Below are 13,851 nucleotides of genomic sequence, written 5' to 3'. Positions count from 1 at the left end.
CATTTTTCAATGAAAAAAGAATTAAGAAACCACTTTTTGCTCTTTGCTTAATTTTGATTAGGATTTAGCTAAAATTTGAAAATTATCTTGCATCCGATACATCAATATCTCCTGTTTCCAAATTAATCTTACAATCTTCTGTCAAAATATCAATCACTAGATTTTCCGCATAAACAGGGCAGCCTTTTTTTACCGTTTCGATATTGGTTTGTTTGATCTGTTTCGAATTGATGATGATTACCATTCCGGAACCTTTGCAAGTTGCTGTTTTACCCTGTTCTATAATCAGCGATGTATCTTCCCCGAGACCAATTCCTAAAAATTCCGGGTGTAAAATCGTAGCGTGTGCTAATCTTCCAAAACGACCACGATGAACAAAATGCGTATCAATAATACAATCCATAAAGCCGAGACCATTGTCCAGTTCGAGATCATAACCGACAATCGCTTCCCCATTAATGGCATCAGCAATCATAATTGATGACAGACACATTGCACCCGCACTGGTACCGGCAATTGTGAAATCCTGTTCATGCAAATATCTTTCATGGATCCGTTCAATAATCTCGGAATTTTTAAAGACATCACAGATTTTGACTGATCACCTCCGGAAAAAAATACTGTTTTAGCATCTTCTAATCGTTGTAAACTTTCTTTATTATCTTTTTGCGTGATATAGAGAAATCCAAAGTTGGTGTAACCGATATCTTTAAAAGTTTGACTGTAAGTTTTCTCCATATCATCAGGATCTGACGTTGCAGTTGTAATGATTTCGATGCGGTCATCTTTGGATTCTGCAATCAGTTTGAGAATTTCTTTGGGAATAAAACCGTGATTGACATCTTCCATTTCAGGAACGGTTTCGCTTTTGTCTTCTTTTCCTCCAATAATTATTAATCTGCCTTTTGGTGTCATTTTTAATTAATTTAGTTCACAAAATTTTTAGATGTAAAAAGCCATACAAAAGTGATTCTGTATGGCTCAATATGTAAAACTTAAAATTTAATCTTCCTGCTCCGCATTGATATTGATAGAAGATTCTGCAATATCTGTCAATAACAAATCGGTATCCTCTTCTTCCTGTAAAGTTCTGTCCAACAGATCGGCAGCTTTCTCATGTCCCATTGTAATCGCCAATTGAACAAGACCACCATAAGTTGCAATCTCATAATGTTCCACTTTCTGAGCAGCGATAATCAATCCCACATCCCGTGTCATAGAGCCTTCTTCTGTAGATTTGATAATCTCTTCACCTTCTTTGATGATGCCTACAATAGCTTTACATTCTTTTTTCTCTGCCTGTTCACCAATCAGTTTGAATACTTTTTCCAAACGGCTGATGTGTTTTTTGGTCTGAAGCTGATGATCTTCAAAAGCATCTTTCAGTTCTTCTGTTGTAGCGGCTGCTTCCATTTTTTCCAATGCATCCACAATTGCGTTTTCTGCATAATAGATGTCTTTCAAAGCATCTACAAAAAGCTTGTGCAAAGGCGAATCTGCCATATTTTGATCTTTATCTTTGGATTCCGGTGTTTGAGTTAGATTTTCTACAATATCTTTTTTAACTGTAGAGCTCGTATTATTTTCTGTTTTGGTAGCCATAATGATTGATTTTAAATGAGTTTAAAAATGATTACCTCCCAAGAGAGGTAATCATGCATATAATGAAGTGAAGAATTAAAGATTAAGAATTGTTTCTTCTTCCTCCGAAACCGGATCTTCCAGATCCTGATCTCCTTGAGCCAGAAGATCGTCCACCGCCATGAGAAGCTTCGCCGCCCATTCTTGCAATTCTTGTACGTTCTGCTTTACTCATAGATGCAAATCCTCTTCTGGATGTTCCTCTGCCTGAACCGGAGTTTCCGCCTGATCTTCCGGAATTGGATCGACCTCTATCAGATCCAGAATTACCACCTCGACCAGAGTTAGAACCTGAACCGGATGACCGGCCTCCACCGTGAGACGCTTCACCGCCCATTCTTGCAATTCTTGTACGTTCTGCTTTACTCATAGATGCAAATCCTCTTCTGGATGTTCCGCTGCCTGAACCAGAGTTTCCGCCTGACCTTCCGGAATTTGATCTGCTTCCAGATCCGGAATTACCACCTCGACCAGAGTTAGAACCCGAACCGGATGACCGGCCTCCACCGTGAGATGCTTCGCCGCCCATTCTTGCGATTCTTGTACGTTCTGATTTACTCATAGATGCAAATCCTCTTCTGGATGTTCCACTTCCAGATCCGGAATTTCCGCCCCGTGAACCAGAACGTGAGCTGCCTCCAGATCCAGAACGTCCTCCACCGGATGTAAATCTTCCCTGGCTGTCACGCTGCTGATTTCCTCTTCCGCCTCGTGATCCCCCGCGACTATCATCTTCGTTTTCGTCATCATCTTCATAGTCTTCCTCGTCATCATCGTAATCTTCATCATCATCATAGTCTTCTTCGTCGTCGTATTCCTCATCATCATAATCTTCTTCATCGTCATCATCATAATTTGATATTTCGTAATCGTCAAATTCGTCCTCGTAGTCCGAGAAATCGTCATCATAATCCTCATCTTCTGAGGCATCGTTGAAACCGTGGTCGTAACCTAATTGATAAATTTCTTCAAAAACAGATCTTGCATCGTTTGAAGAATTGGATGAATTGTTTGAACGGCTGTTTGAATTTCTAGTGTTCATAACTTTGAATTTTTTATATTAATATTTAGTGATAAAATTGCTGGTCTGTGACTAGTATTTAGAACAGCAAAATTTTTTGTGAAAAGTGGTAATTCAAAGCTAGACAATGTGACATTTGTCATGTTATGATCTGAGTCATAAGAGTTAAAAAACGGTATTATTTTTAAACGATTGATTAATTTTAAAACACTAAAAAAACAGCTGTTAAAAAGAATTACAGAAGTTTAACCCTAAAATAATTTTATTTAAAACAAAATCATTATTTAACATTTAAAGGTTAATTTTTAACATTTGGAATTGATTTGCTTTGGAATAATTTGGTAGAAATTATATCTCCAAATCGCAACATTAAAATGACACAGAGAATTTTTTGCTTATGATTGCAGTCATAAAACATTAATACTATTTTTTCATTAATTTATTGCATTGGTACTTTGTTTGCAAACTATCAATTGTTTTGAAAACTACTACTAAAATTTTTATATGCTAATCGCCGCAAATCTTCTGTTAAATTATGGTGCCGAAACCGAAACGTTTGATTCCGGTGATATTATTTTTAATGAAGGGGAAACTCCCAAATTCTATTACCAGGTACTCTCCGGAAGGGTTAAGCTGAACCATTTCAATGAGGAAGGAAAGGAATTAATTCTGGCTATATTATCCAAAGGTCTCAGCGTGTGTGAGCTTTTGCTTTTTATTGATGAAAAATATCCTGTCAATGCAGTTGTCTTTGAACCATGCAGTGTTCTAAAACTTTCCAAGACCAGCTTTACACAGCTTGTAAAAGAGAATCCCGACATATCAAGAGATATTAATAAATTTTTATCCGAACGTCTTTATTACAAATATATCATGCTTAAAAATAATTCCTCTTTATACGCTGATATAAGAATCAAAGGTGTGCTGGATTATCATAAAAGTTTCGATCATAATCAGGAACAATTTTCTTTTGAAGTGCCTCTTACAAGACAGCAATTAGCATCGATGACCGGCTTAAGAGTTGAAACGGTGATAAGAACAATAAAAAAAATGGAGCAGCAAAATATTGTTAAGATAATTAATCGAAAGATTTATTATTAACTTTATTGGTAATCACATAAAAAATCCAATAGATCACAAACACGCTCTGTAAAAAACAATCTATGAGATAAACCCATTTTATAACTCCTGCCAAGTAATAGTACAAATCTATTACTGCTAATCCGAAACAGCTTAGTCCACACACAACACCGACAATTGCATTTTTTTTAGAAAACGCAGCATATATCGCAAGAAGACCATAAGGAAATAACAATATGCCTACTGTTCTAACCAACCAAATATCCGTTTTGTAGCCAGTAATCTGCAGAAAACTATCAAGATGCAACAAAGGCCACAAAGAAGTCATGATAAAATAAAGGCCTTGCGCAAAAGGTAATAACTTCCGTTCAACCATATTAATATTTTATCTTGTTCTAGTTTTTATCCCCAATGGGAATTTTTGTCAAGTATCTGTGTTGACTCCTTTCTTTATCCCTTTGTTTTTGATCTCTGTCTTCCGGATCGCAGACACAGCCAAGAAAAATCATAAACAAGAATAACATCATCAATATTTTCATAGCAGTTGTATTAATAGAAATCTTATATTAATATAAAATCTATTGTTGAACAATTTCGAAATACTAAAGTCACCAGTTTTTAAGATCTGCTTAAGTCCTAAAACCTCTACAATATTTAGCAACGACTTCTTAAGAAATGCTTATTAAAAAAATTAATTCTAAAATTATCTTGCAGAATCCCGTTTTGTTGAAATAGTATCTTTTGGAGATGTACTGCTGGCATTAAGGGAACTGCTGTCTGCAGCTGAACTGCCATTGGAATTGGGTGTTGGCTGCACTGCACCTGCAGTAGAGGTTGTGTCTGCAGAGGTAGATGTTGAGCTTTCTTCTTGTGAGGATTTATTATTTGTACAGCTAAACAATAATCCGATTGTGAATGTTAAGAATAACTTTTTCATAATATTATTTTTTTGGTTAATCCAAATTTACAAACAGCATAATAGCTGGTTTATGATTCGAGTCATAATAACCTGATTTTCTGATTCTAAAAATTATAATTTTCCTTATTATTAATAATACTGAGGAATAATTTTTGTTCAAATCAAAACATGGAAATTCTTGATGACATTTGGGGAAAAGGCAATACATTAACATCTTTTCAAATGGGATGCAGGGCGATTGTTATCTTTATAATTGCATTATTGTTAATAAGATTATCCGGTCGCCGATCGTTCGGAATGAAAACCGCTTCGGACAATATTATTGTTATACTTTTGGGAGCAATACTTTCAAGAGCAGTTGTTGGCGCTTCTCCATTTTTACCAATCGTAACAGCCAGCTTTATCATTGCTTTTTCGCATCGCTTATTAAGCTATATCAAAGTCATAATAAAAGACTCGGGGAAATGGATTGACGGTAAGAAAATTCTGCTATATGATGAGGGAGAATTTTTGTTAAAGAACATGCATCGCGCATTGGTATCTTACGAAGACATTCTCCAGGCGATCCGCTTATCCGCCGGAAATGAAGATTTTTCACAGATTTCGAAAATCTATATGGAACAAAATGGGGAAATGAGTATTATTAAAAAGATTTGACCGCTCATTGCAAAACCTAAAAAAACAGATCTAAAAATTTTTATCATCAACAGTGAAAACAAGCTTGCTTTTAACCACAAATAAAGAATAATATGCATTCTGTTTCCTGTATCTCACGCCATAGCTGGCATTAGAATTCATGTTTTCCGAACTCAGTAATAATCTGAATTCCGAAAGCGACAAATCATTTTCTTTTATAATGCCATTATCAAATATTGCCTTCACAAATTGTAAAGATTCATCCGCTTGCATCGAATCAAAATATCTCTTCCATTGATAATTCGCTTTAACATGATTTTCATTAATCTGAAAGACAAATATTTCTCCTATCTTACCACTGTTGCTTCTATGCTCTTCTATGCCAATATGATGATTATATAACTCATAAACAATCCGCTGGATACCGGCATCTGAATGGCTGGCCGATGGTTCTGCATTTATAAACCCCTTGAATTCATCAATATTTTTACCATAATAATGAGCATATTTCATAAGCTCCTCATAGCTCTGGCCAAAGCAGAAGGAACTAAAAAAAAGAAAATATAAAATCTTTTTATGCATAAACTAAATTGATAATTAATTGATTCAAAAGTCCAGCAATCCGTCCGTTAAGCTTTTCCACTGGATTTTCGTCAACCTGGAAAAGCCTCCGAGAGAAACCAAAAAGTTCCTGATTTTCGCAAAAATTCCCTTATCGGATAAATTAGCAATCTCGTTGCGCCCATACACACCAACTTTTATATAATCCTCACCTCGGGAAATAATGAAAGTGGAAGAAGACTCACGGGAATAGAAATGAGCAACATTTCCATTTCTATTTCTCCCCGGCGGTTCAGACGGCCTGCAGGAAATCAGATATCTTTCCAATTCATCATTACAACAACGATTATCAACCATTACTACCTCCACCCAATCATAACCTTTGGCTTCGGGATCTCCTGGCCCGGGAATATCAATCCTCACAAAATCGCCTATTTCCGGGACTCTGTCAATAGGAAATCCTTGACTGTTATAAAGCTTGAATTCCGAAGATAAATCTCCGCAATAATCTTTCCAATGATTGATAGAAAAAAAACGTTCCTTCAAAATTCCGAATTGTTGTGCTGCAAGCTCGCTTACAATAAAGTTTTTTTGACTTTCGGTGTCATGAAACGCTCCTTTTTTTTGTTCAGGGACCCCTGGTATTTTCTTAGCTTCCATTGGTAATTTGATTTAGAATAGTTTCTTTCTTCTCATTATGTTGCGTTCTCTAATGTCTTTTGATACTTTGACCGTATCTTTTCCTGCCCGACTGGAAGACATTTTGCCATCTGTCATCATAAGACAATCTTTATTTGTTTCGTGACCCGTATTATTTTTTGAACAACTGAAAATCAGCCCTGTTAAAGAGATGAGTAATAAATTTTTCATTTAATCCATTTCAATATCCTCAAAGCTATAAAACCAAGCCTTTTTAATTTATGATCTTAGTCATAAGGCATTTTCAAAAAAAGAGAGCAATTAATTGCTCTCCACTTTCAATTCTTTTCCAGTCAGTACAAAATGAAGATTTTGCAGCTGATGCAGATAAGGACATCTTATGTAGTTTCCGAAATATAAAAAGCCTTCCAGAATCTTATCTTTTGTAAGATCAAAGTCATACTTTCCAAAATTCGGCAAATCATAACGGATCCTGGTATCTGAACGGTAACTCTCCCGGAAACCAAATTTGGAAAGCCATTCGCTTGTAAGTTTGATCGGCCTCAGTTTTTCCGAATGTATGGGAATTTTGACATTCCCTTGCTGGATCTCCACCAAACTTTGATTCGCTCCTTTATCCAAATTGAATCCCACTACAGGTACTACATCATTCTTATATTGAAGTAGATTGTGAAGTCTGAGTTCTTGTACTTTCATAATTATTAATTTAGCAAGTTTTTATTTTTAAACTTATACTGCTTTGGAATTGAGATTAATATCCGCAAGATTAGTCAAAAGTTCATCGCATTTTTTCTCTTCTTCCAGAGTTTTAAGAAGGATTTTTAATGGTTCTGATTCTTGCAGGATTTTAGCAAACGCTGCTAATGTACCATAAGTGGCAATCTCATAATGCTCCACTTTTTGTGCCGCAGCGATAATGCCAGCATCTCTTACAGTTCCAGGTTCGGTTTCTTCTATGATGCTGTTACCTTCATCCAGAAGACCCTGCATCGCATCACATTTTTTAGCCTGCGCTTTCTTGCCCATAGATTCAAAAATTTCTTCCAAACGAGAAACATGAGTTTCTGTTTCACCAAGATGTTTCTCGATAGCAGCTTTTAACTTTTCGTTAGTTGCATTTTTCATCATTTTCGGTAAAGCCTTTACTAAAGCTTTTTCTGCCCAATAGATGTCTTTTAAACTATCTTCAAAAAGATCGCTAAGGTCTTTGGCAGCATCTTTTTTTGCAGGTGCTTTCCTTGTTGATGTTGAACTTTTGACAGCTGTTTTTGTTTTCGTAGCTGTAGCTGATTTTGTAGTTGCCATAATTTTTTATTTTTATATTAATCAATGTTAATAAATCAAATATTACAATCATTATACCAAAACAAAACAAATATATTTTATTATAAATGAATTATTAATAAAATAAACACTTAATTATTATGCATAATGCATCAGAAGTTGTTTTAAAAACAACCTCAAAGAAAATAAGGTAAAATAAAAACTCAATTAAAACACATCAGGGTGTTTCGTCGTGAGCCATATCGACAGGTTTGGATTCGGGTGAACCTTTTTCCCTAAGCCATATTGACAAAAGCACTATAGATGCCACAGCCAGAAATTCGCTTTGCCAGTTCTGAAAAGATTCAAACCAAAACCTGGATTCAAAAAAATAATCACTCACACCAACTGCCGGTTGATTTTTTATCATCTGCTCCGAATTGAAATCTTTATAGCTGCCATAAAAATGAAGAACAAAACTGATCAGAAATAAAACACCAAAAGCCAGAGATAAAGAATGTTTGTAAATCTTCAGCCAAATCCCACCTTTTTTCACAGCCCAAGGTGCGCCTGGATGCGGTTTCGGTTCTTTATCGACATCTTCCTGTTCGGTTAAGGATTTGGATTCACTGGAACCTTTCTGCCTTAAAGAAACCGTCAGTAAAACATAAAGCATCATCTGCAGAAATTCGCTTTCCCAATTCTCAAACGTGGCTTGTATAAAATGTCCGCTCTGAACATATTGTCCAAAACTTAATAACCTTCGCCCCTCTTCCGCCAATTCCTTATTTTCAGTTTTCCAACCTGTGAAAAATTGCCCTGCCCAGAAAATCAGCATTAATAAAATTAATACAATACTTAAACTATTGCGGTAAAAGAAACTATTCTTAGACATCATCTCAAATTTTAGTTATAAATCTTTTTCTCTGATTCTAGCAAGATCAGTCACAGAAGGCGCCGTCAAAACTTCGCCATTCACACTGAAGCGAGACCCGTGGCAAGGGCAATCCCAGGAGATTTCCGCACTATTCCACCGCACCTCACATTTGGCATGCGGACAGGTACTTTTCAGCACATGAACCCGTCCGCCTTTTTCTTTATAAATCGCATAGGACTCGCCTTCGTATGCTACAACTTTTCCTTCGCCTTCATTGATTTCCGCCAAAGACGAAACTTTTTCAACAAATAATTTATCCTTGATAAAATCTGTTACAACCGTTGCCGTTTCCCTTACAAATTCCGTAAAACCTGCAATTGGTGTAACCCTGGAAGGGCTGAATAATTTTTTATACAGACTATTTCCAGTCAGAATTAATTCAGAAATAATTTTTGACGATATTGTTCCGAATATCATTCCGTTCCCGCGAAAACCCGTTGCCGTGTAAACATTGGACGTTCCCGGCATCTTTCCGATGTAAGGAAAACCATCCACTGGTTCGTAATATTGACTGGACCAACTGTATTTTACAACATCAACATCAAAATATTGTCTAACATAATTTTCCAGATTGGTAAAGCAAACGCCCGTATCTTCGGAATGCCCCGTTTTGTGATCTTCCCCACCAGCAATTAAGAGTTTTTCTCCGTTGACCTCATGAATTCTGTAATAATGGTAAGGATCCATCAGGTCATAGCCAAGTTCCTTGGGATAATTCTGATTTTTTAATGTGAAAGCCATTGCATAACTCCGGTAAGGCGCATTGGTAAAATGTAACATATTGACACCCGGTGGAATGTGGGTTGCATAAATCAGATTTCTGGCTCTGATAGTTCCTTTTGAGGTTTTGACCACAATCCACTCCTCTTCTTCCGAATGATTTTTACAAAAGCAATTATCTACAATAGTTCCACCGAAATTAAGAAAGCTACGACACAACGCATCAATATATTTAATTGGATGGAATTGTGCCTGACCGGGAATTTCCACTGCTCTTACAAAAGGAATCGGAAATGAAATATTATTAATTAAATTCATTTGACAACCGACTTTTTCGGTACCTTCCAAAATATCGTCCAGCTGTTTTGACTGCTTCTCATCCAAAGCAAATAATTGCGCCGTTTTCTTTTCGAAATCACAATCAATTTGATTATCGCTGATATTTTTTTCAATAACACCAATCGCATCAACTGTTGACTGATAAAGAAGCACGGCATCTTCTAGACCAAATTTACTTATCGCTTCGGAATAGGTAGTATCCAGAAAGTTATTGATGTGAGCTGTGGTTCCTCCAGTAGTCCCGAATCCGATATTAGCCGCCTCGATTAAGATGCATTTTTTTCCCGATTTTTGCAACTGATAAGCTGTAGAAACGCCTGTAATTCCACCGCCAATAATAGCGACATCATATTCGGTTTCAAAATTAATAGCTGCAGGAAAAGGCTTGATCTCTTCCTGCCAGATACTTTTCCTAACGCCGTCTCTGTTCATAACTTTTATTTTTTTAAATTGATTGGTCCTGATTTTTTATCCAGACACTTACCGATGCTGCATTAACCCAAAAAGTTCCTTTACCGTCCTCATCCAACTCAATGGTTTCTTTCCGAAATCCCAGAAAATCTGTAAACTTTGCTGATGCATTTTCTTTTCCAAGATCCATTTCTTTATAACCTTCTTCGCTATTTGAAATCAGAACAACACAACCCTTGTGATTTTCATTTCCTTTCCTGATCCAGGCAATGCAATTCGGATGATCGAAATAATTGACCTGCTCTCCGTAAGCAAATTCCCGACGAGCCTGCATCAAAAGTGGAAGAATTTCTACTTTCGGCATTACAATTTTTTCATCAATGCCATCTGTATTTTTATCGATATATTCCGCTCCGAACAAATCCGGATAGAACACACACGGATAAGCATTCTCTGATAACAAAATAATTGCATAAGCCATCGGTCTGAACCAATCTTCTACTGTTGATTCCAAAGCCTGAAGCTTTTGCGTATCGTGATTTCCTACGAATGACACCGAGCATTCCGGGTTGCAATCGAGGAAAGTTCCTTTCAGTATTTCACTCAGGTTGTAATTCTGCTTTTCCTGTGATGCTCTGAAAAAATTGAAATGTAAAGGCACATCAAAGGAACAGATGCGATGATCCATCTTTTCTGAAAATCCTGTGATCTTGTCAACATTATCTTTCCAGAATTCGCCGACCATAAAGAAATCTTCATTGATTTCGGATTTGATGTAATCGATCCATTCTTTCAGGAATTCGGTTGAAATATGTTTCAATGCGTCCATTCTCAAACCGTCAACTTTGGTTGTGTCTATATACCATTTGATCCAGCGTTTCAGTTCTTCCACAACATAAGGATTACGGAATTCGACATCAGCGCCCATCAGATAATCATAATTTCCGAATTGATGACTCACGTGCTCGTTCCACACAGTTCCATATTCGTTATAGATTTTGAAAATCCCATTATGTTCTTCATTTCCGGTCTTAACTTTATCAATACCGCTAAAACACTGATAATCCCAAATGAAATCAGAATATTTTCCATTTCTCCCGGGAAATGTGAACTTGGTCATTGCATCCGCCTGGAAAGCTTCACGAATAACCTCGTTCCGGTTCTCCTCATTCACCTGATGAACCGTTACAGTTTCCATCTCATCAGCTCCCATCCTGTGATTGAGAACAATATCTGCATAAACTTCCATTCCAACCTCGTGTGCTTTTTCTATTGCCCTGAGATATTCTTCCTTGGTTCCATATCTTGTAGGAACTCCACCTTTCTGATCAAATTCTCCAAGATCATAGAGGTCATAAACGTCATAACCACGGCCTTCTGTTCCTAAAGTACATTTGATTGCGGGCGGAAACCAAACCGAAGTAAACCCAAGGCTTTTTAGATATTCTGCTTTATCGATAAATTCATTCCATAGCTTTCCCGGATGATACCAATGGAAAAACTGCAAGATAACGCCGTTCATAGTTTTAAAAAATTTAGTTAGCCATTTACGATCAATCCACCGTTCGGATGCAAGACCTGCCCGGTAATCTGAGATGAAGCATCAGTTGCGAGAAAAAGAAAGCTTGCAGCCACTTCTTCAGGTGTTGCGTTTCTTTCAAATGGTGGTTTATTTGGATCTTCCTCTTCCTCGCCAAAGGTTTCTTTGGTAAGCGGTGTCGCAACCGGACCCGGCGCAACAGCATTAACACGAATTCCTTTTGGTTTGGATTGCAGAGCTAAAGACCTTGTGAAAGAAACAATAGCACCTTTGGTTGCAGAATAATCCAAAAGTTCTTTATGCCCCTGATAAGCGGTGGCAGAAGTTGTGTTGATTACAGAATCACCTTGTTTTAGATGCGGAAATGCTGCTTTGGTCAATAATATCATCCCGATAATATTAGCATTAAAAGTGGTTCTGATATTTTCCTCCTCAAGATCCAGGATATCATCTGCAGGAAACTGAACACCGGCATTATTAATCAAGATATCCAATTTTCCGAATTCTGAAATTGTCTTGTTGACGGAAACCTTACAAAACTGGAAATTGTTGACATCACCTGAAAATAAGATCACTTTTCTCCCCAACTGTTCGATTTCTTTTTTTGTTTTTTCGGCGTCTTTGTCATCGCTGTGATAGATGATCGCAATATCAGCACCTTCTTTTGCAAAAAGTAATGCTACTGCTTTTCCGATACCGCTGTCCGCCCCAGAGATCAATACCGATTTTCCTTCTAATTGTAAATGATTTTCCTTCGTCATAATTTTTATTTTTCATTGACAGGTTTTTGCATTTCTGACATCCTGTACGCAGCCATGCTGTCGGTTGTCATGTTTGCCATTGCCACAGTTAATTTGTTATTGAGACCAGAGATGACTTTATCGTCACCATTCATCATTGCATCATACCCATCTTTTGCAACATCCGCAGGATTAGCTAGATCATCTCTGTCTTTTAAGATTTTACTTTGATTCATATCCGCTTTGTTAAAAAAGTCCGTATCAGTCGGACCTGGTAATAATGCCGTAACAGTGATTCCGGAATCTTTAAGCTCCTCACGGATTCCTTCTGACCAGGATTGGATAAATGCTTTGGTACCGTGATAGACAGAATGCCAAGGTCCGGGCGATTTACTGGCAACAGAAGAAAGATTGAGAATTTTCCCACCTCCTTTTTCCAGTCTGTCTTTGATAAAAAGCTTAGTTAAAATTATCACCGAAATAATGTTCAGGTTGATAATATCAATCTCACGATGAATATCTGTATCCTGAAATTTCCCATACACACCCTGCCCAGCATCATTTACAAGAATTTCCGGACTAATGCCATTCAAGGTAAGATCAGCGTAAAGAGAATAAACATCACCAGCCTGGAAAAGGTTTTTTGCCATAACAATGACTTCTATTCCATACGCTCGAAATTCTTTTTCCTTGACATTCAGTTCATCGTGATTTCTGGCAACAATGACAAGATTATAGCCGTCTTGTGCGAGAAGCTTAGCAAGTTCGTAGCCAATACCACTAGTTGCTCCTGTTACCAATGCATATTTGTTATTATTTTTCATTAGATTAAATATTTAAATTGTGATATATTCCAAATGCCTTTTTACTTCACATCTGAGACAACCCAGAATGTACTCCATGAAATATTTCTGTGCATCCAGGGCTTTGGTCATCGGATGTAATTCTATACGGTCACTTCTTATGATCTTTCCGCGGTAAGCAATACAGTAATAGGCGAATATTTCATTATTGGATCCTTCAACCGGCGTTGCATAGCCTGTGGTAGCTATTGACCATTCTGTATCAAACAGTAATGCTACGTTTTGAGCCATTACTTCAGAAATGTGTCTTGAAACACAATTAACAGCTTTCGCTTCATCATAATCCAGGTTAAGATGTCTGACTTTTTCTTCAAGCGTATATGCAGTAATTCCACCCTTATAAAAACTCTCTGCGTTAGGCATTTGAGAAAATGCAAGCTGCATAAATCCTGACGTCACACTTTCCGCAATAGAAATCGACTCATTTCTTTGCCTCAAATTATAACTGATTTTATCTAATAATATCTTGGGAAATTCCATGATTCTTCTTTTTATAAATGTTTATTGATTAGCGGTAATA

Annotated in this window: 19 protein-coding genes; 2 read left to right on the top strand and 17 right to left on the bottom strand. The window is 36.9% G+C overall.

The genetic code is table 11. The annotated features are described in order from the left end of the window. Positions 1-82: 82 nt before the first annotated feature. The 4 genes from AC5P2S_RS05295 to AC5P2S_RS05280 form a co-directional block, all read right to left on the bottom strand. On the bottom strand, positions 83-538 hold the full coding sequence (locus AC5P2S_RS05295) for a cyanophycinase (protein ID WP_494556499.1): 456 nt from the start codon (positions 536-538) through the stop codon (positions 83-85). After that, positions 472-915, bottom strand: coding sequence for a hypothetical protein (locus AC5P2S_RS05290; RefSeq protein WP_494556498.1), 444 nt, complete (start codon positions 913-915; stop codon positions 472-474). The genes AC5P2S_RS05295 and AC5P2S_RS05290 overlap by 67 nt, the downstream gene beginning before the upstream one ends. An 87-nt stretch (positions 916-1,002) precedes the next feature. Continuing rightward, positions 1,003-1,602, bottom strand: coding sequence for a YciE/YciF ferroxidase family protein (locus tag AC5P2S_RS05285; protein WP_494556497.1), 600 nt, complete (start codon positions 1,600-1,602; stop codon positions 1,003-1,005). A gap of 82 nt (positions 1,603-1,684) precedes the next feature. After that, on the bottom strand, positions 1,685-2,683 hold the full coding sequence (locus AC5P2S_RS05280; protein ID WP_494556496.1) for a hypothetical protein: 999 nt from the start codon (positions 2,681-2,683) through the stop codon (positions 1,685-1,687). Positions 2,684-3,166: 483 nt separating this feature from the next. Between AC5P2S_RS05280 and AC5P2S_RS05275 the strand changes: the two genes are divergently transcribed. Continuing rightward, entirely contained in the window at positions 3,167-3,763 is a 597-nt protein-coding gene (locus tag AC5P2S_RS05275; protein WP_283417568.1) for a Crp/Fnr family transcriptional regulator, read from the top strand. Here the strand turns inward: AC5P2S_RS05275 and AC5P2S_RS05270 are convergent. Continuing rightward, entirely contained in the window at positions 3,741-4,118 is a 378-nt protein-coding gene (locus tag AC5P2S_RS05270) for a hypothetical protein (RefSeq protein ID WP_494556495.1), read from the bottom strand. The two genes, AC5P2S_RS05275 and AC5P2S_RS05270, sit on opposite strands and share 23 nt — an antisense overlap. 327 nt (positions 4,119-4,445) lie before the next feature. Next, the gene (locus AC5P2S_RS05265) at positions 4,446-4,679 is read right to left on the bottom strand and encodes a hypothetical protein (protein ID WP_494556494.1); all 234 of its coding nucleotides are present in this window, start codon (positions 4,677-4,679) and stop codon (positions 4,446-4,448) included. A 150-nt stretch (positions 4,680-4,829) separates the two neighbouring features. Between AC5P2S_RS05265 and AC5P2S_RS05260 the strand changes: the two genes are divergently transcribed. Beyond that, on the top strand, positions 4,830-5,318 hold the full coding sequence (locus tag AC5P2S_RS05260) for a DUF421 domain-containing protein (protein WP_494556493.1): 489 nt from the start codon (positions 4,830-4,832) through the stop codon (positions 5,316-5,318). 30 nt (positions 5,319-5,348) lie between these two features. Here the strand turns inward: AC5P2S_RS05260 and AC5P2S_RS05255 are convergent, their stop codons facing one another. From AC5P2S_RS05255 to AC5P2S_RS05205, 11 genes are all read right to left on the bottom strand, one after another. Further along, entirely contained in the window at positions 5,349-5,879 is a 531-nt protein-coding gene (locus AC5P2S_RS05255; RefSeq protein ID WP_494556492.1) for a hypothetical protein, read from the bottom strand. A 24-nt stretch (positions 5,880-5,903) separates the two neighbouring features. Further along, positions 5,904-6,518, bottom strand: a complete 615-nt coding sequence (locus AC5P2S_RS05250; protein WP_494556491.1) for a hypothetical protein — start codon at positions 6,516-6,518, stop codon at positions 5,904-5,906. Between the two features lie 12 nt (positions 6,519-6,530). Then, positions 6,531-6,728, bottom strand: coding sequence for a hypothetical protein (locus AC5P2S_RS05245; RefSeq protein WP_494556490.1), 198 nt, complete (start codon positions 6,726-6,728; stop codon positions 6,531-6,533). 90 nt (positions 6,729-6,818) lie between these two features. After that, complete coding sequence (locus tag AC5P2S_RS05240; RefSeq protein ID WP_494556489.1) at positions 6,819-7,214, bottom strand: hypothetical protein; 396 nt, start codon at positions 7,212-7,214, stop codon at positions 6,819-6,821. 33 nt (positions 7,215-7,247) lie between these two features. Beyond that, positions 7,248-7,823 (bottom strand): YciE/YciF ferroxidase family protein, encoded by a 576-nt coding sequence (locus AC5P2S_RS05235; RefSeq protein ID WP_494556488.1) that lies wholly within the window; start codon positions 7,821-7,823, stop codon positions 7,248-7,250. A 196-nt stretch (positions 7,824-8,019) separates the two neighbouring features. Further along, the gene (locus tag AC5P2S_RS05230; RefSeq protein WP_494556487.1) at positions 8,020-8,676 is read right to left on the bottom strand and encodes a DUF6766 family protein; all 657 of its coding nucleotides are present in this window, start codon (positions 8,674-8,676) and stop codon (positions 8,020-8,022) included. Positions 8,677-8,691: 15 nt separating this feature from the next. Next, positions 8,692-10,209, bottom strand: a complete 1,518-nt coding sequence (locus tag AC5P2S_RS05225) for an FAD-dependent oxidoreductase (protein ID WP_494556486.1) — start codon at positions 10,207-10,209, stop codon at positions 8,692-8,694. 13 nt (positions 10,210-10,222) lie between these two features. Next, a complete protein-coding gene (locus tag AC5P2S_RS05220; protein WP_494556485.1) occupies positions 10,223-11,710 on the bottom strand; it encodes an alpha-amylase in 1,488 nt (495 codons plus the stop codon). Positions 11,711-11,727: 17 nt separating this feature from the next. After that, entirely contained in the window at positions 11,728-12,489 is a 762-nt protein-coding gene (locus tag AC5P2S_RS05215) for an SDR family oxidoreductase (protein ID WP_494556484.1), read from the bottom strand. A gap of 5 nt (positions 12,490-12,494) precedes the next feature. After that, a complete protein-coding gene (locus AC5P2S_RS05210; protein ID WP_494556483.1) occupies positions 12,495-13,292 on the bottom strand; it encodes an SDR family NAD(P)-dependent oxidoreductase in 798 nt (265 codons plus the stop codon). A gap of 12 nt (positions 13,293-13,304) precedes the next feature. Continuing rightward, positions 13,305-13,811, bottom strand: a complete 507-nt coding sequence (locus tag AC5P2S_RS05205) for a CinA family protein (RefSeq protein ID WP_494556482.1) — start codon at positions 13,809-13,811, stop codon at positions 13,305-13,307. Positions 13,812-13,851: the final 40 nt, after the last annotated feature.

The organism is Epilithonimonas sp. 33E (assembly GCF_059372615.1).
This window is presented reverse-complemented; position numbering and strand designations above follow the sequence as displayed.

Bases quoted from the DNA above. Each gene is read 5' to 3' on its own strand.
- AC5P2S_RS05290 (WP_494556498.1), bottom strand. From the start codon at position 915: ATGACACCAAAAGGCAGATTAATAATTATTGGAGGAAAAGAAGACAAA.
- AC5P2S_RS05285 (WP_494556497.1), bottom strand. From the start codon at position 1,602: ATGGCTACCAAAACAGAAAATAATACGAGCTCTACAGTTAAAAAAGAT.
- AC5P2S_RS05280 (WP_494556496.1), bottom strand. From the start codon at position 2,683: ATGAACACTAGAAATTCAAACAGCCGTTCAAACAATTCATCCAATTCT.
- AC5P2S_RS05275 (WP_283417568.1), top strand. From the start codon at position 3,167: ATGCTAATCGCCGCAAATCTTCTGTTAAATTATGGTGCCGAAACCGAA.
- AC5P2S_RS05270 (WP_494556495.1), bottom strand. From the start codon at position 4,118: ATGGTTGAACGGAAGTTATTACCTTTTGCGCAAGGCCTTTATTTTATC.
- AC5P2S_RS05265 (WP_494556494.1), bottom strand. From the start codon at position 4,679: ATGAAAAAGTTATTCTTAACATTCACAATCGGATTATTGTTTAGCTGT.
- AC5P2S_RS05260 (WP_494556493.1), top strand. From the start codon at position 4,830: ATGGAAATTCTTGATGACATTTGGGGAAAAGGCAATACATTAACATCT.
- AC5P2S_RS05255 (WP_494556492.1), bottom strand. From the start codon at position 5,879: ATGCATAAAAAGATTTTATATTTTCTTTTTTTTAGTTCCTTCTGCTTT.
- AC5P2S_RS05250 (WP_494556491.1), bottom strand. From the start codon at position 6,518: ATGGAAGCTAAGAAAATACCAGGGGTCCCTGAACAAAAAAAAGGAGCG.
- AC5P2S_RS05245 (WP_494556490.1), bottom strand. From the start codon at position 6,728: ATGAAAAATTTATTACTCATCTCTTTAACAGGGCTGATTTTCAGTTGT.
- AC5P2S_RS05240 (WP_494556489.1), bottom strand. From the start codon at position 7,214: ATGAAAGTACAAGAACTCAGACTTCACAATCTACTTCAATATAAGAAT.
- AC5P2S_RS05235 (WP_494556488.1), bottom strand. From the start codon at position 7,823: ATGGCAACTACAAAATCAGCTACAGCTACGAAAACAAAAACAGCTGTC.
- AC5P2S_RS05230 (WP_494556487.1), bottom strand. From the start codon at position 8,676: ATGTCTAAGAATAGTTTCTTTTACCGCAATAGTTTAAGTATTGTATTA.
- AC5P2S_RS05225 (WP_494556486.1), bottom strand. From the start codon at position 10,209: ATGAACAGAGACGGCGTTAGGAAAAGTATCTGGCAGGAAGAGATCAAG.
- AC5P2S_RS05220 (WP_494556485.1), bottom strand. From the start codon at position 11,710: ATGAACGGCGTTATCTTGCAGTTTTTCCATTGGTATCATCCGGGAAAG.
- AC5P2S_RS05215 (WP_494556484.1), bottom strand. From the start codon at position 12,489: ATGACGAAGGAAAATCATTTACAATTAGAAGGAAAATCGGTATTGATC.
- AC5P2S_RS05210 (WP_494556483.1), bottom strand. From the start codon at position 13,292: ATGAAAAATAATAACAAATATGCATTGGTAACAGGAGCAACTAGTGGT.
- AC5P2S_RS05205 (WP_494556482.1), bottom strand. From the start codon at position 13,811: ATGGAATTTCCCAAGATATTATTAGATAAAATCAGTTATAATTTGAGG.